Raw genomic sequence first — 21955 nt, 5'->3', positions numbered from 1 at the left:
GGACTGCGACGACATGACCAATCCGGCGGAGAGACTCGTCGATCTGCTCGACCTGGAGCAGATCGAGGTCGACATCTTCCGCGGCCTCAGCCCGCAGGAGTCCCTGCAGCGGGTCTTCGGCGGCCAGGTGGCCGGCCAGGCGCTGGTGGCGGCCGGGCGCACCACGGACGGCGAGCGCCCGGTGCACTCGCTGCACGCCTACTTCCTGCGCCCGGGCCGCCCCGGCGTCCCGATCGTCTACCAGGTCGAGCGGGTGCGCGACGGCCGGTCGTTCACCACCCGCCGGGTCACCGCGGTCCAGCAGGGCCGCACGATCTTCAACCTGACGGCCTCCTTCCACCAGCCGGAGCCGGGCAGCATCGAGCACCAGCTGCCGCCGCGCCTGGACTTCCCGGAGCCGGAGTCGCTGCCGACGGTCACGGACGAGATCCGCGAGCACCTGGGCACGCTGCCGGAGGCCCTGGAGCGGATGGCGCGCCGCCAGCCCTTCGACATCCGGTACGTGGACCGGCTGCGCTGGACGCCGGAGGAGATCAAGGACGCGGACCCGCGCAGCGCGGTGTGGATGCGCGCGGTCGGCCCGCTGGGGGACGACCCGCTGGTGCACACCTGCGCGCTGACGTACGCGTCCGACATGACCCTGCTCGACGCGGTCCGCATCCCGGTGGAGCCGCTGTGGGGCCAGCGGGGCTTCGACATGGCCTCGCTCGACCACGCGATGTGGTTCCACCGCCCGTTCCGGGCCGACGAGTGGTTCCTGTACGACCAGGAGTCGCCCATCGCGACCGGCGGCCGGGGCCTGGCCCGCGGCCGCATCTACGACCGCGACGGCCGGCTGCTGGTGTCGGTGGTCCAGGAGGGCCTGTTCCGCCCGCTGCCGCCCCGAGACTGAGCAGTCCATCGAGCAGTCCCTTGAGCAGTCCATCCCCCTGATCCTCTGTTCCGTCCCCCTGCCCCCTGTTACGAGGAGTTTGTTGATGAGCCTGTACGACATCCCGCTGCGCACGCTGTCCGGCGAGCCCACCTCGCTGGCCGACTACAAGGGCAAGGCGGTGCTGGTCGTGAACGTGGCGTCCAAGTGCGGTCTGACCCCGCAGTACGCCGGTCTGGAGCGCCTCCAGGCGCTGTACGGCGAGCGCGGCTTCACCGTGCTCGGCGTGCCCTGCAACCAGTTCGGCGCCCAGGAGCCCGGCAGCGCGGACGAGATCCAGACGTTCTGCTCGGCGACGTACGGAGTGACGTTCCCGCTCCTGGAGAAGACCGACGTCAACGGCGACAGCCGCCACCCGCTGTACGAGCGCCTCACGGAGGTCGCGGACGCGGAGGGCGAGGCCGGCGACATCCAGTGGAACTTCGAGAAGTTCCTGATCTCCCCCGCCGGCGAGGTGGTCGCCCGGATCCGTCCGCGCACCGAGCCGGAGGCCCCGGAGGTCGTCGCGGCGATCGAGGCGCAGCTGCCGGTCTGAGCCACCGGCGAAACCGGAGAAAACAGTGCGGCTCCGTTCCCGCCACACGGGAACGGAGCCGGTTTCCTGGCCGGTGGAGGTTAGCGGATCGGCATGCCCGAGAGCGTGCGGGCGATGACGAGGCGCTGGATCTCGCTGGTCCCCTCGAAGATCGTGTAGATGGCGGCGTCCCGGTGCATGCGCTCCACCGGGTACTCACGGGTGTAGCCGTTGCCGCCGAGGATCTGGATCGCCTGTGCGGTGACCTTCTTGGCGGTCTCGCTCGCGTACAGCTTGGACATCGAGCCCTCGGCGGAGGTGAAGGGCCTGCCCGCCGTCGCCATCCAGGAGGCGCGCCACACCAGCAGCCGGGCCGCGTCGATCTGCGTCCGCATGTCGGCGAGCTGGAACGCGACGCCCTGGTTGTCGATGATCGGGCGGCCGAACTGCTCGCGGCCCTTGGCGTATTCGAGGGCGTAGTCGTACGCGGCGCGGGCGGTGCCGACCGCCATGGCGCCGACGGCCGGGCGGGAGGCCTCGAAGGTGGCCATGGCGGCGTTCTTCACGCGCTCGCCGCCGCCCGCCCTGGCCTTCTCGCGGGCCCGGGCGAGGCGCTCGTCGAGCTTCTCCTTGCCGCCGAGCAGGCAGTGGCCGGGGACGCGCACGTTCTCCAGGACGACCTCGGCGGTGTGCGAGGCGCGGATGCCGTGCTTCTTGAACTTCTGGCCCTGGGACAGGCCGGGGGTGTTCGGCGGCACGATGAACGAGGCGTGCCCCTTGGAGCCGAGGTCGGCGTCGACGACGGCGACGACCACGTGCACATTGGCGATGCCGCCGTTGGTGGCCCAGGTCTTGGTGCCGTTGAGGACCCACTCGTCCTTGGCCTCGTCGTAGACGGCCCTGGTCCGCATGGAGGCGACGTCCGAGCCCGCGTCCGGCTCGGAGGAGCAGAAGGCGGCGACCTTCACATCGTCCACGTCGCCGTACATCTGCGGTATCCAGGTGCCGATCTGCTCCTCGGTGCCGTTGGCGAGGACGCCGACGGCGGCGAGGCCGGTGCCGACGATCGACAGGGCGATGCCCGCGTCGCCCCAGAACAGCTCCTCCATGGCGACCGGGATGCCGAGACCGGTCGGGTCGAAGAACTGTTGGGCGTAGAAGTCCAGGGAGTAGATTCCGACCTTGGCGGCTTCCTGGATCACCGGCCAGGGGGTCTCCTCGCGCTCGTCCCACTCCGCGGCGGCGGGCCTGATGACGTCCTTCGCGAACCCGTGCAACCAGTCCCTGACCTGCTTCTGGTCGTCGTTGAGTTCCATCGTGAACTCGGCCATGTCCCCTCCACCACTTCCCGTGCCACAGACAAGCGTTACTTGCGGTAACGGCAGTATGTTACTGGCCGGTAGTTCCTGTCAACCGGCGAACGGCCGCTCAGCGCAAGACCTGGCCGGAGTGTTACGTTGCGCAGGCATTCCGGATGGCGGAACACGTCGGCGGAACCACGTAAGACGCAGTACGAGTACGGGCGGGGAGACGAAGCCATGGAGACCACACACCAGGCCGATCAGCAGCGGACGTCGGCCGAGAGCCGTCGGCGGGAACTGCTGGAGGCGGCGGACCGGGTGGTGCTCCGGGACGGCCCCAAGGCGTCGATGAACGCGATCGCCGCGGAGGCGGGGATCACCAAGCCGATCCTGTACCGCCACTTCGGCGACAAGGGCGGGCTGTACCGGGCGCTCGCGCAGCGCCACACGGACGCGCTGCTCGCGGCGCTGCGGGCGGCGCTGGACGCGCCGGCGGAGCGCCGCGAGCGGGTCGAGGCGACGCTTGAGACGTACCTCGTGGCGATCGAGGCGCGACCCCAGGTGTACCGCTTTCTGATGCACCCCGAGGAGACCGGCGGCGGTGAGCAGCCCGGGTTCGACGTGGGCCGCCACTCCGCGCCGCTGCTGCGGCGGATGGGCGAGGAGCTGGGCGTGGTGATCGCCGAGCGGATCGACCTGGGGCCGGGGAGCGAGGCGCTGGCGCGGGTGTGGGGGCACGGGATCGTCGGCATGATGCACGCGGCGGGCGACTGGTGGCTGGGTGAACGCCCGTGCTCCCGCTCGGAGTTGGTGCGGGGCCTGGCGGACCTCCTCTGGGGCCGGCTGGCCGCGGCGGCGGACCGCGCGGGCGGCCCGGGCTTCTAGGCCCCACCCCGCCCCTTCACCTAAACCCTCCGGGGGTGGGTGGGGTGGAGGCCGGTTTCCCGGGGGCTGCGCCCCCGGACCCCGTTGCGGGGCCTGCGGCCCCTGCACCCCGCTTCGCGTTCGGCTGCGGGTCCGTCGTGGCTGGTCGCGCAGTTCCCCGCGCCCCTAAAGGTGCGCCCCGCAGGGGCGCATCCAAGGGGCGCGGGGAACTGCGCGACCAGTTGCGGACGGCCCGCAGACAAAGCACCCGGCCGCCCGCCAGAGGGCTTTCGGGAAGGGATGGGGTGGGGGCTAATCCCCGCCCCATGGCGCCCGCCGCACCGCCCTCCCCAGCCGCGCCTTCCGCCACCCCGTCAGGCGATCCGGATACACCAACCCCTCCAGGTGGTCCATCTCGTGCTGGAGGCACCGCGCGAAGAAGCCGGTGCCGGAGATCCGCACGGGGGCACCCGAGACCGTCGAGCCCTCCACCACCGCCGAGTCGTACCGCTCCGTCCCCGCCTCTAGGCCCGGCAGGGACAGACACCCCTCCGGGCCCCGCAGGACAAGCCCGTCCGCCGACACCAGGCGCGGGTTGACGACGTGTCCGAGGTGGCGGACGTCCTCGTCGTCGGGGCAGTCGTAGACGAACACCCGCAGCCCCACGCCGATCTGATTGGCCGCGAGCCCCACCCCCCGCGCCGCGTACATCGTCGCGAACAGGTCCTCGACCAGCCGGGCCAGGGACGGACCGAAGTCGGTGACGGGCTCGCAGGGGGCGTGCAGGGCCGGGGCGCCGAGGAGAGACATCTCTCGTACGGTGCCGGAACTGCCGGGAATCGGGCGGTGACGCATGGCCGTAAGAGTACGTTCCGGGGGGCTCGCGGCCGCGCCGGTGGTGGCGCGGTTCGGGCCGCTGTCCGGATCTCGATAGGCTGAGGTCCGACCCAGGCGCAAGGAGGATCAAGGACGATGGCAGGCAACGCGGAGCCGCTGTCACCGCGGGCCAAGCTCGCCGTGACGGCGGGCAAGGCCGCTGCGGCGGTGTCGCGCGCGGCGGGGCGGGGCAGTGGATCGGTGATCGGCGGCCGGGTGGCGCTCAAACTGGACCCCGATCTGCTGGGGCGGCTGGCGACCCACCTGGACGTGGTCCTGGTCTCGGCGACGAACGGCAAGACGACGACGACCCGGCTCATCGCCGAGGCGCTGCGGGCCAGCGGCCCGGTGGTGTCCAACGCCCTGGGCGCCAACATGCCCGCGGGCATCACCTCGGCGCTGGCGGGCGGCTCGGACGCCCGCTTCGGCGTGATCGAGGTGGACGAGAAGTATCTGGCGGGGGTGGCCCGGGATGTGACGCCCAAGGCCATCGCCCTGCTCAACCTCTCCCGCGACCAGCTCGACCGGGCCGCCGAGACCCGGATGCTCGCCGAGAAGTGGCGCGAGGGGCTCCAGGGCACCAAGGCGGTGGTGATCGCCAACGCCGACGACCCGCTGGTCGTCTGGGCCGCCTCCTCCTCCCCCAACGTGGTGTGGGTGGCGGCCGGCCAGGAGTGGAAGGACGACGCCTGGTCGTGCCCCGCCTGCGGCGGTGTGATGCAGCGCCCCGGCGACGACTGGTTCTGCGGTGAGTGCGGCTTCCGCCGCCCCGCCCCGAGCTGGGTGCTCAGCGGCGACTACGTCCTGGACCCGCACGGCTCGGCCTGGCCGATCCACCTCCAGCTGCCCGGCCGCGCCAACAAGGCCAACGCCGCCACCTCCGCCGCGGTCGCCGCGGTCTTCGGGGTGCCGCCGCAGGTCGCCCTGGAGCGGATGTACCAGGTGCAGGCGGTCGCGGGCCGCTATGACGTCGTCTCGTTCCAGGGCCGTGAGCTGCGGCTGCTGCTCGCGAAGAACCCGGCGGGCTGGCTCGAAACGTTTTCCCTGATCGACCCGCCGCCCACGCCGGTGATCCTCTCCGTCAACGCCCGCGGCGCCGACGGCACGGACACCTCGTGGCTGTGGGACGTCGACTACACCCGGCTCGCCGGTCACCCGATCTTCGTGATCGGCGACCGCAAGCTCGACCTGGCGGTCCGCCTGGAGGTCGCGAACCTGGACTTCCGGGTCTGCGAGAGCCTGGCGGAGTGCGTACAGCTCGCGCCCCCCGGCCAGATCGAGCTGATCGCCAACTACACCGCCTTCCAGGACGTGCGCCGCACGGTCGGCAACTGAGACCCCCGAAGGAGAAGCGAGCAATGAGCGACAACAGCCTGCGCCTCGTGTGGGTCTACCCCGACCTGCTGAGCACCTACGGCGACCAGGGCAACGCGCTGGTCGTGGAGCGCCGGGCCCGCCAGCGCGGCCTCGACGTGGCCCGCCTCGACGTCCGCAGCGACCAGCCGGTGCCGTCGTCCGGCGACATCTACCTGATCGGCGGCGGTGAGGACCGACCGCAGCGGCTCGCGTCCGAGCGGCTGCGCCGCGACGGCGGCCTCCAGCGCGCCGCCGCCAACGGCGCGATCATCTTCTCGGTCTGCGCCGGGTACCAGATCCTGGGCCATGAGTTCATCAACGACCTCGGTGAGCGCGAGCCCGGCCTCGGCCTCCTCGACGTGGTCTCCACCCGGGGCGAGGGCGAGCGGTGCGTCGGCGACGTGCTGGGCGACATCGACGAGCGGCTCGGCCTGCCGCAGTTGACCGGTTTCGAGAACCACCAGGGCATCACGCACCTGGGCCCCACGGCCCGCCCGTTCGCCCGGGTCCGCCTGGGCAAGGGCAACGGCACCGGCGACGGCACCGAGGGCGCGTACAACGAAACGGTGTTCGGCACGTACATGCACGGTCCCGTGCTCGCGCGGAACCCGCAGATCGCGGACCTGCTCCTGAAGCTGGCCCTCGATGTGAACGCGCTGCCGCCGACCGACGACCGCTGGTACGAGGCGCTGCGCGCCGAGCGCATCGCCTCCGCGACCCAGCCCGCCTGATCCGGTCCCGGCCCCGCGGGATGGCGTTCGTACTTTCGTATGACGTCCATCAGTCGGACGTCTGATTCGGCCCCGCCACCCTGCGCCGGTAGGGTGGCGGGGATCCAACCGGACGACGTGGTCCGGTCGTCGGCCCACGTTGCAAAGGTTTTCCGGGCAATGCGAATTGGTGTACTCACCTCCGGCGGCGACTGCCCCGGCCTGAACGCCGTCATCCGTTCCGTCGTGCACCGCGCGGTGGTGGACCACGGCGACGAGGTCATCGGCTTCCACGACGGCTGGAAGGGTCTCCTGGAGGCCGACTACCGCAAGCTCGACCTGGACGCGGTCGGCGGCATCCTCGCCCTCGGCGGCACGATTCTCGGCTCCTCCCGCGTCCAGCCCGCGCATCTGCGCGACGGCGTCGAGCGCGCCAAGGGCCACGTCGCCGAGCTCGGCCTCGACGCGATCATCCCGATCGGCGGCGAGGGCACGCTCAAGGCCGCCCATCTGCTCTCCGAGGCGGGCCTGCCCATCGTCGGCGTGCCGAAGACCATCGACAACGACATCGCCTCGACCGACGTCACCTTCGGCTTCGACACGGCCGTCGGCGTGGCCACCGAGGCCCTCGACCGCCTCAAGACCACCGCCGAGTCGCACCAGCGCGTGCTGATCGTCGAGGTCATGGGCCGCCACACCGGCTGGATCGCGCTGCACTCCGGCATGGCCGCCGGCGCCCACGCGATCGTCGTGCCGGAGCGCCCCTTCGACATCGACGAGCTGACCGAACTGGTCGGCCGCCGCTTCTCGGCGGGCAAGAAGTTCGCGATCGTGGTCGTCGCCGAGGGCGCCAAGCCGCGCGAGGGCTCGATGCGCTTCGACGAGGGCGGCACCGACATCTACGGCCACGAGCGGTTCGCGGGCGTCGCCAGCCAGCTCTCCGTCGAGCTGGAGCGGCGCCTCGGCAAGGAGGCCCGCGCGGTCATCCTCGGCCACGTCCAGCGCGGCGGCACCCCGACCGCGTACGACCGCGTCCTGGCCACCCGGTTCGGCTGGCACGCGGTGGAGGCGGTGCACCGCCGCGAGTTCGGGATGCTGACCGCGCTGCGCGGCACCGACATCACCATGGTCCCGCTCGCCGAGGCGACGGCGACGCTCAAGACCGTCCCGGCCGAGCGGTACGCCGAGGCGGAGTGCGTGCTGTAGCACTCGCCTTCTTTGTCCCCAATGAGCCGCCCCCGGTCACGACGGTGACCGGGGGCGGCTCTACTCTGGGTGCGGACAACCGGTACGAAATCAGGAGTCAGCGGATGGATCACAGCGGGCACGGCATGGGCATGAACATGGATCTGCCGCCGTTCACGCTGGGGCGCGGCCTGGAGTGGTCCGCGGACCCGTTCTTCCTGATCGGCTGTGTCGCGGGGCTCGGTCTGTACGGCTGGGCGGTGCTGCGGCTGCGCAGGCGCGGCGACTCCTGGCCGGTGAGCCGGATGGTGTTCTGGACCCTCGGTGTGCTGAGTATCGCCCTGGTGATGTGCACCAGGCTCAACGACTACGGCATGGTCATGTTCAGCGTGCACATGGTCCAGCACATGGTCATCAGCATGCTCTCGCCGATCCTGCTGCTGCTTGGCGCGCCGGTGACGCTGACGCTGCGCGCGCTGCCGGTCGCCGGGCGCGGCCGCAAGGGCCCGCGCGAGCTGCTGCTCGCGCTGCTGCACAGCCGCTATCTGAAGGTGGTCACGCATCCCGCGTTCACCATCCCGATGTTCATCGCGAGCCTGTACGCGCTCTACTTCACTCCGCTCTTCGACTTCCTGATGGGCTCGAAGACCGGCCACATCGCGATGATGGTCCACTTCCTCGCGGTCGGCCTGGTCTTCTTCTGGCCGATCATGGGCGTCGACCCGGGCCCGCACCGCCCCGGCTACATCATGCGGATGCTGGAGCTCTTCGCGGGCATGCCCTTCCACGCCTTCTTCGGCATCGCCCTGATGATGGCGACCCAGCCGATGGTCGGCACGTACAAGAACCCGCCCTCCTCGCTCGGCATCGACGCGCTCGCCGACCAGGAGGCGGCCGGCGGCATCGCCTGGGCGTTCAGCGAGATCCCCTCGGTGCTGGTCCTGCTCGCGCTGGTCTTCCAGTGGTACGCGACGGAGAAGCGCGAGGCCAAGCGGCAGGACCGCGCCGCCGACCGGGACGGCGACAAGGAGCTCGCCGCGTACAACGCCTATCTGGCCTCGCTGAACGCACGCGGCCAGTAACTGCCGGTGCGCCGCTCTGGCGCGGCGGGGCCTCGCGGGGCGACCATGGACTCCACGGCAGCGGCCGGGAGGAAGGGGACCCCATGCCCGGCACGACGAAGGCGATGGTGGTGCTCACCGTCGTGGCGCTGGTGATGATCACTGCGTACACGGTGGCGCTCGGCAGCAGCGGCTGGCTCTGGTTCGGCTGGGTGGTCCTCGGCCTGGCGACGGTGGGCATGGCGGCTTCGCGCAGCGCCTGAGCGGCGGCCCGGCGGGCGGGCCGAGTGAGGAGCTGGTGCGTTGCTGTACTACGTGCTCAAGTACGCCCTTCTGGGGCCGCTGCTGAGGCTGCTGTTCCGGCCCAGGATCGAGGGCCTGGAGCACGTTCCGGACGACGGTGCGGCGATCGTCGCGGGCAACCACCTGTCGTTCTCCGACCACTTCCTGATGCCGGTGATGCTCAAGCGCCGCATCACCTTCCTCGCCAAGCAGGAGTACTTCACCGGGCCCGGCCTCAAGGGCCGGCTCACCGCCGCCTTCTTCCGCGCGGTCGGGCAGATCCCCGTGGACCGCTCCGGCAAGGAGGCCGGACAGGCGGCGATCCGCGAGGGTCTGGGGGTGCTGAGCAAGGACGAGCTCCTGGGCATCTACCCGGAGGGCACCCGCTCGCACGACGGACGGCTCTACAAGGGCAAGGTCGGCGTCGCCGTGATGGCGATCCGGGCCGGGGTGCCGGTGATCCCGTGCGCGATGGTCGGCACCTTCGAGATCCAGCCTCCCGGCCAGGTGATGCCGAAGATCCGCCGGGTCACCATCCGCTTCGGCGCACCGCTCGACTTCTCCCGCTACGCCGGCATGGAGAACGAGAAGGCGGTGCTGCGGGCCGCCACCGACGAGCTGATGTACAAGATCCTGGAGCTCTCCGGGCAGGAGTACGTGGACCGGTACGCGGCCGACGTGAAGGCCGAGGAGGCCGGAAAGTTCCCCAGGATCCTCGGCTGACAGCGGATCCGCGCAGGGCGCAACTCCCTGGTCGCGGTGATCACTTGGCCGTAGCGTCCCGTGCATGGGCAAGGGAACAGCGTTCGTCGTAGGGGCCACAGGACAGATCGGGCGGGTCGCGGTGCGCGTGCTCGCCGAGGACGGCTGGGAGGTGCGGGCCGCCTCGCGCGGCGGCGGGAGCGATCCGGGCTGGCCGCAGGGGGTGCGCCCGCTCGCGCTCGACCGGGACGCGGACGGCGAGCTGGCCGCGGCCCTCGGCGACGGCTGCGACGTCCTGGTGGACATGGTGGCGTACGGCGGCGGGCACGCGCGCCAGCTGGCCTCGCTCGCGGACCGGATCGGCTCGGCGGTGGTGATCTCCAGCGGGGCGGTGTACGAGGACGACCGCGGCCGCAGCTTCGACACCCAGGGCGAGCCGGACGGCTCTCCGCACTACCCCGTCCCGATCCCCGAGTCGCTGGCCACGGTCGCGCCGGGCGAGGAGACGTACGGGACGCGCAAGATCCGGCTGGAGCGGGAGCTGCTCACCTCGGCGCTGCCCTCGACGCTGCTGCGGGCGGGCGCGATCCACGGCCCGCACTGCCGGGGCCCGCGCGAACTGTTCTTCGTGAAGCGGGCGTTGGACCGGCGGCCGGTGCGGGTGCTCGCCCACGGCGGGGCGAGCCGGTTCCATCCCGCGCACGTCGCCAACCTCGCCGAGCTGATCAGACTGGCCGCGCTCCGGCCCGGCTCGCGGGTGCTCAACGCGGCCGATCCGCAGGCGCCGACCGTCGCCGAGATCGGCGCGGCCGTCGACGAGGTGCTCGGGGTCCGCAGCGAGACGGTGCTCTTCGAGGGAGCGCCCGAGGAGGGCTCGGTGGGCATCACCCCGTGGAGCGCGCCGCACCCCATCGTCTACGACATGTCGGCGGCCGAGCGGGAGCTGGGCTACCGGCCGGTGACGGGGTACGTGGAGTCGCTGCCCGCCACGGTCGCGTCGATCGCGGACCGGCTCGGGGACCGGGACTGGCGCGAGGCGTTCCCCGGTATGGCCCACTACCCGGACCTGTTCGACTACGCGGCCGAGGACGCCTGGCTGGCCGCGCGCGGCTGACACGCGAAGGGGGCGGCCGCACCCGCGGCCGCCCCCTCCTTCATGCGCGCTCGGCCGTTACGGCTTCGGCGTGGCGTGCGGGGTGCACGTCACATCGGCGCTGTCGACCTTGCCGGAGAGGAAGTAGGCCTCCACCCGGGTGTTGATGCACGGGTTGACCAGGCCGGTCACACCGTGCGAACCCGCGTCCTTCTCGGTGATCAGGCGCGAGCCCTTGAAGCGCTGGTGCAGTGAGACGGCGCCCTGGTACGGCGTGGCCGCGTCCCGGGTGCTCTGGACGATCAGGACCGGCGGCAGCCCCTTGCCCGTCTTGACCTCGACCGGGGTCTGCTGCTTGGTCTGCCAGGTGGCACACGGCAGGTTCATCCAGGCGTTCGCCCAGGTCATGAACGGGTTGGTCTTGTTGAGCCGGGTGTTGTCCCGGTCCCACTTCTTCCAGCTGGTGGGCCACTTGGCGTCGGCGCACTCGACAGCGGTGTACACCGCGTTGCCGTTCTCGGCGCTGATGTTGCCCTTGGTGTCCGACATGTCGGGAGCGGCCGCGTCGACCAGCGCCTTGGTGTCGCCCGCCACGTACTTGCTCAGCGTCTTGGCGACCGGCACCCAGGACGAGTCGTAGTACGGGGCGCTCTGGAAGTAGGCGATGAGCTCGGCCGGGCCGACCACTCCGCCGATGGGGCTCTTCTTGGCCGCGGCGCGCAGCTTCACCCACTGCTGCTCGACCTTGGCCGCCGTGTCGCCGAGGTGGAAGGTGGCGTCGTTCTGGGCGACCCACTTCTCCCAGTCGCTCCAGCGGCCCTGGAAGGCGATGTCCTGGTTCAGGTTGGCCTGGTACCAGATGTTGTCGCGCGCCGGGTCGACGACGCTGTCCACCAGCATGCGGCGCACGTGCGAGGGGAAGAGCGTGCCGTAGACCGCGCCCAGGTAGGTGCCGTAGGAGACGCCCAGGTAGTTGAGCTTCTTCTCACCGAGCGCGGCCCGGATGACGTCCAGGTCGCGGGCGGTGTTCGGGGTGGTCATGAACGGCAGCATCCAGCCGCTGCGCTCGGCGCACCCGTCCGCGTACTCGGCGGCGAGCTTGCGCTGGGCGCGCTTGTCGGCCTCGCTGTCCGGGACCGGGTCGGCCTTCGGCGCCTTGACGAACTCCTGCGGGTCGACACAGGAGATCGGCGTCGAGTGGCCCACGCCGCGCGGGTCGAAGCCCACGAAGTCGTACGCCTTGGCCGTGTTGACCCACAGGGGGTTCTTGCCCGTGACCCGGGTCGGGAAGCGCATGCCGGAGGCGCCGGGGCCACCCGGGTTGTAGACGAGGGCGCCCTGGCGCTCGGCCGGGGTGCCGGTCGAGGCGACGCGGTCGACGGCGAGCTTGATCTGCTGGCCGTACGGGTGGGCGTAGTCGAGCGGAACGCTGACGTAACCGCACTGGATCGGCTTGGCGAAGCCCCAGTCGGCCGGGCAGTCGGTCCAGTCGATGCCCTTCTTGGCGGCCCGCTCAGCGGCGAGCTGCACGCCGCGCGCCTCGGACGTGCCGTGATGACGGCTTTCGGCGGTGGCCGCCGGTGCCGCGATCGCGCCCGCTATGAGCGTGCCCGCGATCAGAGTGCCGGCCGAGCCGAGCACTGCGGTGCGTCTCAAGTGGTTCCTCCCCCTGCTGAAGTGCGCCGCATCGGAGCGGCGCGTTCCATGGTCTCGGGGGATCCTCGCGCCTCGGTGGCCGTCGAGAACAGGTCGTACTGGTGTTTCTTTACCGAACCGATAGGCGGGATACCAAGTCCCGCTGAGCGGTGCGGGCCTCGTCGAGTACGCGCCGCAGCAGCCGGGCGTCCGGCGCGAGGGCGGTGACCAGGAAGGCGGGCCCTGCCAGCGGTGTCAGCACCGCGCTCTCCCCGAGCATCCGCGCCGCGACGGGCTTTTCGGCCAACTCCGGGTCGACCACCAGGAGTTGGCCCACCGCCCGGTGCCCGCCCAGGACCGCCGAACCGTTCCAGCCACCGGGCGCGCCGGGACCGTACGACAGCGACTGGTCGAGGAGCGGACGGCCCGCGCGGTGCACGGTGAGCCGGGTGGCGAGCGTACCGGGCTCCTCGCCGTGGCGCCCGAGGATCTGCTCTTCCCGCAGCACGAGCCGCGCGTCCGCCGCGAGCTCGACGCGGGTCCGCATCCGCAGATCGCTGCCGCGCGCCGAGATCAACTGTTCGGGCAGCCAGTGCAGCTCGCCGCCCGGGCCGACGCTCAGGCGTACGTCGTAGTGCGCGGGCTCGCCGGTCCGGCCGGGCAGGGCGATGGTCGCGGCGGCCGAGCCCACGGTGAGCCGGGCCCCGTCCCGCACCTCGGCCTCGACGGCGATGCGGTCGCCGCCGAGCGGGGCGCTCATCGCCCCGACGACGGTGACACGGTGGTGCGCGCCAGTGGCCCGGGTGCGGCGCAGCGCCAGCGGGCCCTCGCCCGCCAGGACGGGCAAGCCTTCGGGGGTGGCGAGGATCCGGGCGGTGGCGCGCACTCCCGCGCCGAGGGTCAGCCCGTCCATGCGGCGAGCCGCTCCCGTACCCACTCGGCGACCGCGTCCACGCCGTCCTCGGAGCGCAACGACTGGAAGACGACGGGCAGTTCGGCCCGCTGCTCCTTGGCGTCGCGGGCCATCCGCGCCAGGTCCGAGCCGACGTACGGGGCGAGGTCGGTCTTGTTGACCACGAGCAGGTCGGCCGTGGTCACTCCGGGCCCGCCCTTGCGCGGGATGTCGTCGCCGCCCGCCACGTCGATGACGAAGATCTGGGCGTCGACCAGTCCCTTGGAGAAGGTGGCGGTGAGGTTGTCGCCACCGGACTCGACCAGGATCAGATCGAGCGGCCCGACCGCCTCCTCCAGGTCCTCGACCGCTTCGAGGTTGGCGGAGATGTCGTCCCTGATGGCGGTGTGCGGACAGGCACCGGTCTCCACGGCCTGGATGCGCTCGGGCGGCAGTACGGCGTTGCGCAGCAGGAACTCGGCGTCCTCGCGGGTGTAGATGTCGTTGGTGACGACGGCGAGCGAGAACCGCTCCCGCAGAGCCCGGCAGAGCGCGGCGACGGTAGCGGTCTTCCCGGACCCGACGGGCCCCCCGAGCCCGACGCGCAACGCCCGCCGCGTCCCGTCGGGCCGACGCGCGTCGGCGCTTACGGCGGCGGGGCCGCCGGGGTGGGTGTGGTCGAGGTGCATGGTGGGGCTCCTTGTCGGGTTGTCCGTTCGGGGGGCGGTTTGGGATCTGCCCGGTCGGGCGGTTCTTTCCGATCCGCAGCGGCGGCTCAGGTCCGCCCGGTTGGGCGGGGCTTTCAGCCCGTCCGGCGTTTGAGGACGAGCCCGTTCAGGGCGATCGGGGGTCCGGGGGGCGGAGCCCCCGGTTTCGGGAAGGGGCGGGGTGGGGGAGAAAATCCCCCTACGACGCGAACAGCCGCACAGACCAAGCCGCATGCGCCTCAGCCATGACGTCGAGCAGCGGCCCCGACGCGGCCGGCAGCGCGTCGAGCCCCTCGCCCGAGGCCACGACCGCGGCCCGCGCCGCCGCCGCGGCCACCCCGTCCAGCTCCGGCCCCAGCCGTGCCAGCACGCCCGTCGCATCGAACGGATCAAGGCTGAGCAGCCGCACCGCCGCCGTCGCGGGCCCGCTGACCGCCTCGTACACGACGCAGTACGCCGCGTCCTCGGCCCCGAGCCCCGCCGCCCGGGCGGCCAGCCCGAGCACGACGGGCTGGTGCGCCCCGCGCGGCCGGGCCGCGGCGAGCCGGTCCAGCTCGGGGCTGGGCCAGGCGGCCCGCGCGGCCCGCATCATCTGGCGCCCCAGCTTGCGCGCGGTGGCCCGCAGCGCCGGCGACGGCGTGCGCGCGTCGGCGGCCTCGTCCAGGGCCAGCGGGTCGAGGCCGAGCGCGGCCGCGGCGGCGAGCGCGGCCGACACCAGGCCGGCCGTGTGCAACCGTCCCCGGCAGAACTCCGCCAGGGAGGCCGCGTCATGGACCCGGCCCGCCTTGACGGCCGGTTCGACGCCGCCCGAGTGGGCGTGGCCGCCGGCCGGGAAGCGGCCGTCGGCGAGGACGAGCAGGGCGGCTCGGGTCATCAGAGTCGACTCCGCCCGCTCAGAAGAGGAAGTACCGCTGGGCCATGGGCAGTTCGGCGGCGGGCGCGGGCTCGACCGCCTCGCCGTCGATGGTCACCGTGAAGGTGTCCGGGTCGACCCTGACGTCCGGCAGGGCGTCGTTCTCGCGCATGTCCGCCTTGCCCACCCTCCGGGTGTTCCCGATGGCGACGAACTCCTTGTCCAGACCCAGCCGTTCGGGCAGCGAGTCGTCGAGCGCGGACTGCGAGACGAAGTTGACCGAGTTGGCCGCCGGGGCCTTCCCGTACGCGCCGAACATCGGCCGGGGCAGGACCGGCTGGGGCGTCGGGATGGACGCGTTGGCGTCGCCCATCTGCGCGTACGCGATCTGCCCGCCCTTGATGACCAGCTGCGGCTTGACGCCGAAGAACGCGGGCTCCCACAGCACCAGGTCCGCCAGCTTGCCCGGCTCGACCGAGCCGATCTCGCCGTCCAGGCCCTGCGCGACCGCCGGGTTGATGGTGTACTTGGCGACATAGCGGCGCGCCCGGTGGTTGTCGGCGCGCCCGTCGCCCGCGAGCGCTCCCCGGCGCGCCTTCATCACGTGCGCGGTCTGCCACGTACGCAGGATGACCTCGCCGATCCGGCCCATCGCCTGGGAGTCGGAGGAGAGGATCGAGATGGCGCCCAGGTCGTGCAGGATGTCCTCGGCCGCGATGGTCGAAGGCCGGATGCGGGACTCGGCGAACGCCAGGTCCTCCGGCACCGCCGGGTTGAGGTGGTGACAGACCATCAGCATGTCGAGGTGTTCCTCGATGGTGTTGACGGTGTGCGGCCGGGTCGGATTGGTGGAGCTGGGCAGCACGTACGGCTCGGAGACCACGGTGATGATGTCCGGGGCGTGTCCGCCGCCCGCGCCCTCGGTGTGGTACGCGTGGATGGAGCGGCCCGCGATGGCGGCGAGGGTGTCGCCGACGAAGCCGGCCTCGTTCAGCGTGTCGGTGTGGATGGCGAGCTGGGCGCCCGTCTCGTCGCAGACGCTGAGACAGGCGTCGATGACGGCGGGGGTCGCGCCCCAGTCCTCGTGGATCTTGAACCCGAGGGCGCCGCCGCGCAGTTGGGAGTGCATGGCCTCGCGCGACATGGTGTTGCCCTTGCCGAGCAGACCGATGTTGACGGGCGCGTTCTCCAGGGCCGTGAACATCCGGGCCAGATGCCAGGGGCCGGGGGTGACGGTGGTCGCCTTGGTGCCCTCGGCGGGGCCGGTGCCGCCGCCGACGAGGGTGGTGATGCCCGAGGAGAGCGCCTGGTCGATCAGGGTGGGCGAGATGAAGTGGACGTGGGTGTCCACCGCGCCGGCCGTGAGGATCTTCCCGTTGCCCGCGATGATCTCGGTCTCGGGGCCGATGACGAGGTCCGGGTGGACGCCGTCCATGGTGTCGGGGTTGCCCGCCTTGCCGAGCGCGGTGATCCGGCCGTCCCGGATGCCGATGTCGGCCTTGACGATGCCCCAGTGGTCGAGGACGACGACGCCGGTGATCACGGTGTCGGGCGCGCCCTCGGCGCGGGTGGTGCGGGCCTGGCCCATCGACTCGCGGATCACCTTGCCGCCGCCGAACACCGCCTCGTCGCCCGCGCGTCCGGGCCCGCCGCAGCGGTCCTCCTCGATCTCCACGAGCAGATCGGTGTCGGCGAGCCGGATGCGGTCGCCGGTGGTGGGGCCGAACAGGTCGGCGTAGACGGCCCGGTGGAGCTCAGTCATCGAGGGAACCTCCGATCGCGCCGCGCAGCCCGTGGACGATCCGGCGTCCGGTGAGGGGCACGAGCTCCACGTCGACGGGGATGCCCGGCTCGAAGCGCACGGCGGTGCCCGCGGCGATGTTCAGCCGCAGCCCGCGAGCGGCGGCGCGGTCGAAGTCCAGGCCGGGGTTGGCCTCGGCGAAGTGGTAGTGCGAGCCGACCTGGACGGGCCGGTCGGCGGCGTTCAGAACGGTCATCGCGGTGATCTCGCGGCCCTCGTTGAGGGCGACGGGCTCGTCCGCGAACAGGATCTCTCCCGGAATCATGGCGGCGCTCCCCCGTCAGACGATGGGCTCGTGGACGGTGACGAGCTTGGTGCCGTCCGGGAAGGTCGCCTCGACCTGCACGTCGTGGATCATCTCCGGAATGCCCGGCATGACCTCGTCGCGGGAGAGCACCTTGCGGCCGGACGCCATGAGTTCGGCGACGGTCCGGCCGTCGCGGGCGCCTTCCAGGATGTGCGAGGTGATGAGCGCGACGGCCTCGGGGTGATTGAGCTTCACCCCTCGGGCGCGGCGCTTGTCCGCGACGTCCGCGGCCACATGGATGAGCAGTCTCTCCTGCTCGTGCGGCGTCAGTTGCACGCTTCCCACCTCACAGTCGTGCCCGGAACGGGGGAATCCCGCCTCGACGCTGCGGGACCCTAGCCGAGTTCAACACTCTGTTGACCTGGGGTTCCCTGCTCCGCAGCCAGGCATTGCACGTTACGGCGGAAGTTTTTCCGGCTCGTTAACTGACGCTTTGCATATTCATGGCCAATGCATCCATCACGGGTTCCGGCGAACCGGAACCCGTCACTCACCTGCCAGTCGCCCGTCTGTCAGTCGCCCGTCGGCGGCTGCCGGTGCTCGGCGGCGATGCCGAACCGGCGCCGTTCGCCGGGAGCGGACGCGACCTGGCGCACCGACGACACCGAACTGATCACCTGCTCCTCGGCCGGCTCCGCCGCGCCTTCGAGTCGTTCCAGGTCAGCGGCGGAGACCAGGGCCACGAGGGGCTTGCCGTGCCGGGTCACGACGACGCGCTCCCCGCCGTACACCACACGGTTGATCAGCTCGGCGAGCTCAGCTCGGGCTTGCGTCACCGGAATCTCATAGGCCATGCTCCCCATCATAGCCGCCTGTACGTCCTGTACATTTTTTACAGAGGCATCGGCCCGAGACAGACAGAGACCGACGAGACAGACAGAGACATCGGTACGAGAGAAGAGGTTCGTCATGCACGGCATGTCCGCCCGCTACGTCCTGCCCGAGTTCTCCGAGCGCACCGCCACCGGGGTCCGCAGCCTCGATCCGTACTCCAAGCTCCTGGAGGAGCGGATCGTCTTCCTCGGCACGCCGGTCGACGACACCGCGGCCAATGATGTGATGGCCCAGTTCATGCACCTGGAGCACGCCGCCCCCGACCGCGACATCTCGCTGTACATCAACTCCCCCGGCGGCTCGCTCACCGCGATGACGGCGATCTACGACACCATGCGGTACATCACCTGCGACGTGGAGACGGTGTGCATGGGCCAGGCCGCCTCGGCCGCGGCCGTGCTGCTCGCCGCGGGCGCCCCGGGCAAGCGGCTCGCGCTGCCCGGCGCGCGGATCCTGATCCATCAGCCCGCGATCGCCGAACCGATCCAGGGCCAGCCGTCCGACCTGGAGATCTACGCCGATGAACTCCAGCGCGAGCGCGCGCTGTTGACCGATCTGCTGGCCCGGCACACCGGGCAGTCCACCGAGCGGATCAGCGCCGACATCGAGCGGGACACCATCCTCGACGCCGCCGCCGCGGCCCAGTACGGCCTCGTCGACCACGTCATCACCAGCCGCAAGAACTCGGCCGCCGCGCAAGGGAGGTAGAGCCGTGCTGCCCGAACTGCCGCCGCTGCCCGCGCTGACGCGCGCCGAGGGCGAGTTCGTCGACGCGTATCTGGACGCGCTCGACAAGCTGGGCCGGATCAACCCCGCCCGGCACAACGACACCTACGGCGCGCTGCGGGCCGCGCAGGCGCTCGTCGGACGGGCCGTGGCCCTGCGGGACGCGCTGACGACGATGCATCTGCGCGGCGAGACGGAGCTGCACTCCGAGACGCTGGCGCGGGTGCTGCGGATCCTCGACGGGGAACGCCGGGCGGGCCGCCTCACGATGCCGCCGCCGTCAGCCGCGAGTTGACGCCGCGGCGTCCGCGCACCCGCGCGCTGGTACGAGTGGGCGTCCCACGTTCGGACCATCCGATGGTCCGAACGACGGACCGCAAATGTTGCTCCGAATGCGCAGACACCGACCGGAATGAATCGTTCCGTCGCCGGTACGACGCAGGTCGGACACCCTGTCAGAAGTGTTGAAACATCGATGTCCACCCGAACGGGTCAGTCGTGAGGAGCCTCACAAAACGCCGTTTCGGCTCGGAAATCCGACACTTCGTGAGCCAAGATCCCTTCCGACGACAAGCCCCCGCCACCGCGGCGGGGCGGTCCGGGCGGACGCCGAGTCCTGCCGCCGTACCCGGACGACTGGTCGAACGAGTGGATCGGCAGGAGTGGAGGACCCGATTACGGCGGGCCCACCGGGAGACCGGGAGGCCCTTGGGGTGAAGCCGCGACAGCGGCCGGGCGTCTTCGCCAGTCCGAACCCGACAGGTCATCCTTCGCAGGCGGTTTGACGAAGGGTCGCGCATGTCTGCGCAGAAGAACTACGTTCCGTCCCTGCTGACCCGAGTCGGCGCGGTCTCCGCCCTCACCCTCGCCGCAGTCGGCGGCACGATGCTGGCGCCGGGCGCCAGTGGTGAGGCGAGCGCCGCGACACTCGCGACGAAGGCGCTCAACGTCGCCGCGTCGAAGAAGGGCGCGCCTTACCAGTACGGTGCCAGCGGCCCGTACCGCTTCGACTGCTCGGGGCTCACCCTCTACTCGTTCAAGCAGGCGGGCAAGAAGCTGCCGCGCACCAGCCAGCAGCAGTACAACAGCACCCGCCACATCACGTCGTCCGCGCGCGAGCGCGGGGACCTGGTGTTCTTCCACTCCGGCTCGAACGTCTACCACGTGGGGATCTACGCCGGGGACGGCAAGATATGGCATTCCCCCAAGAGCGGGTCCGTGGTCCGGCTGGAGAAGATCTGGTCGAAGAGCGTCTGGTACGGGCGCGTGCGCTGACGCAGCCGACACGGGCCGGTGAGCGTGGCGGGCCGGGCAACCCGCCCGCCCGCGCTCACCGCGCCCCGTGCTCGCTCACAGGCAAACCACCCGCCAGCCGCGTCCCCAACCTCACTGGGCAATACACCTAGGTCTGCACCGGCGCCGTCCACGGCAGCGCGATCCAGACGGTCTTGCCGCCCTCCGGCGTCGGCGTGACGGAAAGCCGCCCCCCGTACTCGGCGGCGAGCCAGCGGATGATCACCATGCCGCGTCCGTTGTCCTGCTGGACGGCGGCGGGAAGACGTTTCGGCCAGCGGGGGTGGCTGTCCGTGACGCCGATGTGGAGCTGCTCGTCGCGTTCGAGGCGCAGGTCCACGGTGAAGGTGGGCGACTGGCCGAGGGTGTGCTGCACGGCGTTGGTCGCGAGCTCGGAGACGATCAGGCGGATCGTGTCGGCGGTATCGTCGTCCGACGGAAGACCCCACTCGGTGAGTACGCCGGCGACATGCCTGCGGGCGGCGGAGACCGAGGCGGGATCGCTCGGCAGAGTGACGGTTGATTCTTGGTGGTCTGCCATGGCGACGCTGTCCCTTTCCCACCCGGGCCGGCCTGCTGGACGCGCAGCGAGCGGACAAACGCGAGGACGGCCCGGACTTGTGCTTCGCGCCAGAGTGCCACTCATCGTGCCGCCGGATGCGCCGATCCACCAAGATGTGCATATATCTGTCGCTCAAAGCGGTGAACTCTGCGACGAAGGACCGTATTTGGGCGCCACACTTGCCCATCGCCCGCATCCCGGCCGGGTGGAAGGAGACCGACATGTGGCACGGCCCCGCGGTACGCCGCCGCAAACTCGGCGAGGAACTGCGCCGGCTGCGCTGCGCGGCCGCCCTCACGAGCGGCGAAGTCGCCGGGCACCTGGGCTGGCACCAGTCCAAGGTGAGCCGGATCGAGACCGGCCGCAGCGGAGTGAAGCCCGTCGACGTGGCCCTTCTCCTTGAGGTGTACGGGGTTGAGGACCCCGAACTGCGGGCGCTGCTCGAAGCGCTGGCGGGAGCGGCGGACGGGCGCGGCAGCCAGTGGTGGCAGGCCTACCGGGGACTGCTGCCGCCGCAGTACCGGGACTTCATCAGCCTGGAGTCACAGGCGTCGGCGGCGCGCACCCTGGAGACGTCCGTGGTGCCGGGGCTGCTCCAGACTCCCGAGTACGCCCGCGCGGTGACCCGGGCGGCCCTCGGCGGGCTCGACCCGGCGCGGGTGGACTCCCTGGTGGAGGTGCGGCTGGCACGCCAGGAGGTGCTGCGGGCCGATCCGCCGCTGGAGCTGAGCGCGGTGGTCGACGAGGCGGCGCTGCACCGCGAGGTGGGCGGGGCGGCCGCGATGCGGCGGCAGTTGCGCCACCTCCTGGAGGCGGCTCAGCTGCCGCAGGTCCGGTTGCGGGTGCTGCCTTTCAGCAGCGGTGGCCATATCGGCCTCACCGGACCTTTCATTATCTTCTCCTTTCCGCACATTTCCGATCTGGACGTGGTTGTTATCGACCACTTGACGAGTAGCCTCTATCTCGAACGGAGAGAAGACCTTGAGGCGTACAGCGCCGCGTTCCACACGGTCGAGGCGCAGGCCCTCTCGTTCAAGGAATCATTGAATCTCATCGCCGTGATGGCTGACGGCGCGTAAGGGAGGCATGATGCCCGCACCCCCCGTGCATGTACCTTCCAGCACTTCTCTGCACGGTGCGCAATGGCGGCGAAGCAGCCGTAGTACAGGAATGAACAATTGCGTCGAGACCGCATTCCTCGACGCCGGACTGCTCGCCGTCCGCGATTCCAAGCGGACCGACGGACCCGCACTGCTCTTTGGAGCACGGGCCTGGCGCAGCTTCCTTTCCGGCCTGCCGGTCGAGCTCGACGAGGCGCTCGACAGCAGGAGTTGACCATGCGAACAGGGGACTAGGCAGGACCGTGCGAACGGGGGACTAGTGACCTGGTTTGGAGATCCTGTCGCAGTAGCGGCAGATGCGGTCGAGGATCTGGTCGGCGGTCTTGGTCCATTTGAAGGGCCGGGCTTG

At 71.1% G+C, this 21955-nt stretch carries 26 protein-coding genes and 1 riboswitch; of the genes, 15 read left to right on the top strand and 11 right to left on the bottom strand.

All coding sequences use genetic code 11. The annotated features are described in order from the left end of the window. Positions 1-13 precede the first annotated feature (13 nt). Both AB0G17_RS16000 and AB0G17_RS15995 read left to right on the top strand, forming a co-directional pair. Positions 14-892 (top strand): acyl-CoA thioesterase II, encoded by an 879-nt coding sequence (locus AB0G17_RS16000; RefSeq protein WP_361381834.1) that lies wholly within the window; start codon positions 14-16, stop codon positions 890-892. 85 nt (positions 893-977) lie between these two features. Beyond that, complete coding sequence (locus AB0G17_RS15995; protein ID WP_361381830.1) at positions 978-1466, top strand: glutathione peroxidase; 489 nt, start codon at positions 978-980, stop codon at positions 1464-1466. Between the two features lie 80 nt (positions 1467-1546). On the opposite strand, the gene AB0G17_RS15990 is transcribed toward AB0G17_RS15995, so the two are convergent. After that, positions 1547-2776, bottom strand: coding sequence for an acyl-CoA dehydrogenase family protein (locus AB0G17_RS15990; RefSeq protein WP_361381827.1), 1230 nt, complete (start codon positions 2774-2776; stop codon positions 1547-1549). Between the two features lie 207 nt (positions 2777-2983). Here AB0G17_RS15990 and AB0G17_RS15985 point away from each other — a divergent pair, with 207 nt between their 5' ends. Beyond that, positions 2984-3631: a TetR family transcriptional regulator gene (locus AB0G17_RS15985; RefSeq protein ID WP_361381824.1), complete on the top strand. Its 648-nt coding sequence runs from the start codon at positions 2984-2986 to the stop codon at positions 3629-3631. A 291-nt stretch (positions 3632-3922) separates the two neighbouring features. Here AB0G17_RS15985 and def read toward each other — a convergent pair whose 3' ends face one another. Beyond that, positions 3923-4465: a peptide deformylase gene (gene def / locus AB0G17_RS15980; protein WP_361381821.1), complete on the bottom strand. Its 543-nt coding sequence runs from the start codon at positions 4463-4465 to the stop codon at positions 3923-3925. 117 nt (positions 4466-4582) lie between these two features. On the opposite strand from def, the gene AB0G17_RS15975 reads away from it, so the two are divergent. The 7 genes from AB0G17_RS15975 to AB0G17_RS15945 all read left to right on the top strand — a co-directional run bounded on the left by AB0G17_RS15975 (position 4583) and on the right by AB0G17_RS15945 (position 10896). Next, positions 4583-5821: a MurT ligase domain-containing protein gene (locus tag AB0G17_RS15975; protein ID WP_344070375.1), complete on the top strand. Its 1239-nt coding sequence runs from the start codon at positions 4583-4585 to the stop codon at positions 5819-5821. A gap of 23 nt (positions 5822-5844) precedes the next feature. Further along, complete coding sequence (locus AB0G17_RS15970; RefSeq protein WP_361381817.1) at positions 5845-6573, top strand: glutamine amidotransferase; 729 nt, start codon at positions 5845-5847, stop codon at positions 6571-6573. 159 nt (positions 6574-6732) lie between these two features. Next, positions 6733-7758, top strand: coding sequence for a 6-phosphofructokinase (locus AB0G17_RS15965; RefSeq protein WP_266990819.1), 1026 nt, complete (start codon positions 6733-6735; stop codon positions 7756-7758). Positions 7759-7862: 104 nt separating this feature from the next. Next, entirely contained in the window at positions 7863-8819 is a 957-nt protein-coding gene (locus AB0G17_RS15960; RefSeq protein WP_361381813.1) for a cytochrome c oxidase assembly protein, read from the top strand. An 83-nt stretch (positions 8820-8902) separates the two neighbouring features. Then, positions 8903-9061, top strand: coding sequence for a hypothetical protein (locus tag AB0G17_RS15955; RefSeq protein ID WP_180357116.1), 159 nt, complete (start codon positions 8903-8905; stop codon positions 9059-9061). Positions 9062-9101: 40 nt separating this feature from the next. Continuing rightward, entirely contained in the window at positions 9102-9803 is a 702-nt protein-coding gene (locus tag AB0G17_RS15950) for a lysophospholipid acyltransferase family protein (RefSeq protein ID WP_361381810.1), read from the top strand. Between the two features lie 64 nt (positions 9804-9867). Further along, complete coding sequence (locus AB0G17_RS15945) at positions 9868-10896, top strand: NAD-dependent epimerase/dehydratase family protein (RefSeq protein ID WP_361381807.1); 1029 nt, start codon at positions 9868-9870, stop codon at positions 10894-10896. Positions 10897-10953: 57 nt separating this feature from the next. Here AB0G17_RS15945 and AB0G17_RS15940 read toward each other — a convergent pair whose 3' ends face one another. From AB0G17_RS15940 to AB0G17_RS15905, 8 genes are all read right to left on the bottom strand, one after another. Next, positions 10954-12531, bottom strand: a complete 1578-nt coding sequence (locus AB0G17_RS15940; protein ID WP_361381804.1) for an alpha/beta hydrolase — start codon at positions 12529-12531, stop codon at positions 10954-10956. 109 nt (positions 12532-12640) lie between these two features. Beyond that, positions 12641-13423 (bottom strand): urease accessory protein UreD, encoded by a 783-nt coding sequence (locus AB0G17_RS15935; protein ID WP_361381801.1) that lies wholly within the window; start codon positions 13421-13423, stop codon positions 12641-12643. Next, entirely contained in the window at positions 13411-14091 is a 681-nt protein-coding gene (gene ureG, locus AB0G17_RS15930) for an urease accessory protein UreG (RefSeq protein ID WP_361381798.1), read from the bottom strand. The genes AB0G17_RS15935 and ureG overlap by 13 nt, the downstream gene beginning before the upstream one ends. Before the next feature lie 217 nt (positions 14092-14308). Continuing rightward, positions 14309-14983 (bottom strand): urease accessory UreF family protein, encoded by a 675-nt coding sequence (locus AB0G17_RS15925; RefSeq protein WP_361381795.1) that lies wholly within the window; start codon positions 14981-14983, stop codon positions 14309-14311. Positions 14984-15002: 19 nt separating this feature from the next. Then, entirely contained in the window at positions 15003-16724 is a 1722-nt protein-coding gene (locus tag AB0G17_RS15920) for an urease subunit alpha (RefSeq protein ID WP_361381792.1), read from the bottom strand. Then, entirely contained in the window at positions 16717-17028 is a 312-nt protein-coding gene (locus AB0G17_RS15915; protein ID WP_361381789.1) for an urease subunit beta, read from the bottom strand. The genes AB0G17_RS15920 and AB0G17_RS15915 overlap by 8 nt, the downstream gene beginning before the upstream one ends. 15 nt (positions 17029-17043) lie before the next feature. Beyond that, positions 17044-17346 (bottom strand): urease subunit gamma, encoded by a 303-nt coding sequence (locus AB0G17_RS15910; RefSeq protein ID WP_361381786.1) that lies wholly within the window; start codon positions 17344-17346, stop codon positions 17044-17046. Positions 17347-17582: 236 nt separating this feature from the next. Next, complete coding sequence (locus tag AB0G17_RS15905; RefSeq protein ID WP_361381783.1) at positions 17583-17864, bottom strand: type II toxin-antitoxin system Phd/YefM family antitoxin; 282 nt, start codon at positions 17862-17864, stop codon at positions 17583-17585. Positions 17865-17979: 115 nt separating this feature from the next. On the opposite strand from AB0G17_RS15905, the gene AB0G17_RS15900 reads away from it, so the two are divergent. The 3 genes from AB0G17_RS15900 (at position 17980) to AB0G17_RS15890 (ending at position 19905) form a co-directional block, all read left to right on the top strand. Then, entirely contained in the window at positions 17980-18612 is a 633-nt protein-coding gene (locus AB0G17_RS15900; RefSeq protein WP_361381780.1) for an ATP-dependent Clp protease proteolytic subunit, read from the top strand. A 4-nt stretch (positions 18613-18616) separates the two neighbouring features. Next, positions 18617-18925, top strand: coding sequence for a hypothetical protein (locus AB0G17_RS15895; RefSeq protein ID WP_361381777.1), 309 nt, complete (start codon positions 18617-18619; stop codon positions 18923-18925). 315 nt (positions 18926-19240) lie between these two features. Next, positions 19241-19425, top strand: a riboswitch (cyclic di-AMP (ydaO/yuaA leader). Positions 19426-19428: 3 nt separating this feature from the next. Next, a complete protein-coding gene (locus AB0G17_RS15890; protein WP_361381774.1) occupies positions 19429-19905 on the top strand; it encodes a C40 family peptidase in 477 nt (158 codons plus the stop codon). Between the two features lie 127 nt (positions 19906-20032). On the opposite strand, the gene AB0G17_RS15885 is transcribed toward AB0G17_RS15890, so the two are convergent. After that, entirely contained in the window at positions 20033-20464 is a 432-nt protein-coding gene (locus AB0G17_RS15885; RefSeq protein WP_361381771.1) for an ATP-binding protein, read from the bottom strand. Between the two features lie 242 nt (positions 20465-20706). Here AB0G17_RS15885 and AB0G17_RS15880 point away from each other — a divergent pair, with 242 nt between their 5' ends. Both AB0G17_RS15880 and AB0G17_RS15875 read left to right on the top strand, forming a co-directional pair. Beyond that, positions 20707-21564 (top strand): helix-turn-helix transcriptional regulator, encoded by an 858-nt coding sequence (locus AB0G17_RS15880; RefSeq protein WP_361381768.1) that lies wholly within the window; start codon positions 20707-20709, stop codon positions 21562-21564. Between the two features lie 10 nt (positions 21565-21574). Continuing rightward, entirely contained in the window at positions 21575-21820 is a 246-nt protein-coding gene (locus tag AB0G17_RS15875) for a DUF397 domain-containing protein (protein WP_361382363.1), read from the top strand. The last annotated feature ends 135 nt before the right edge of the window (positions 21821-21955 follow it).

The organism is Streptomyces sp. NPDC023838 (genome assembly GCF_040639555.1).
GTDB lineage: Bacteria > Actinomycetota > Actinomycetes > Streptomycetales > Streptomycetaceae > Streptomyces.
The sequence above is the reverse complement of the archived record's forward strand: the minus strand, read 5'-3'. Positions and strand labels throughout refer to the sequence as shown.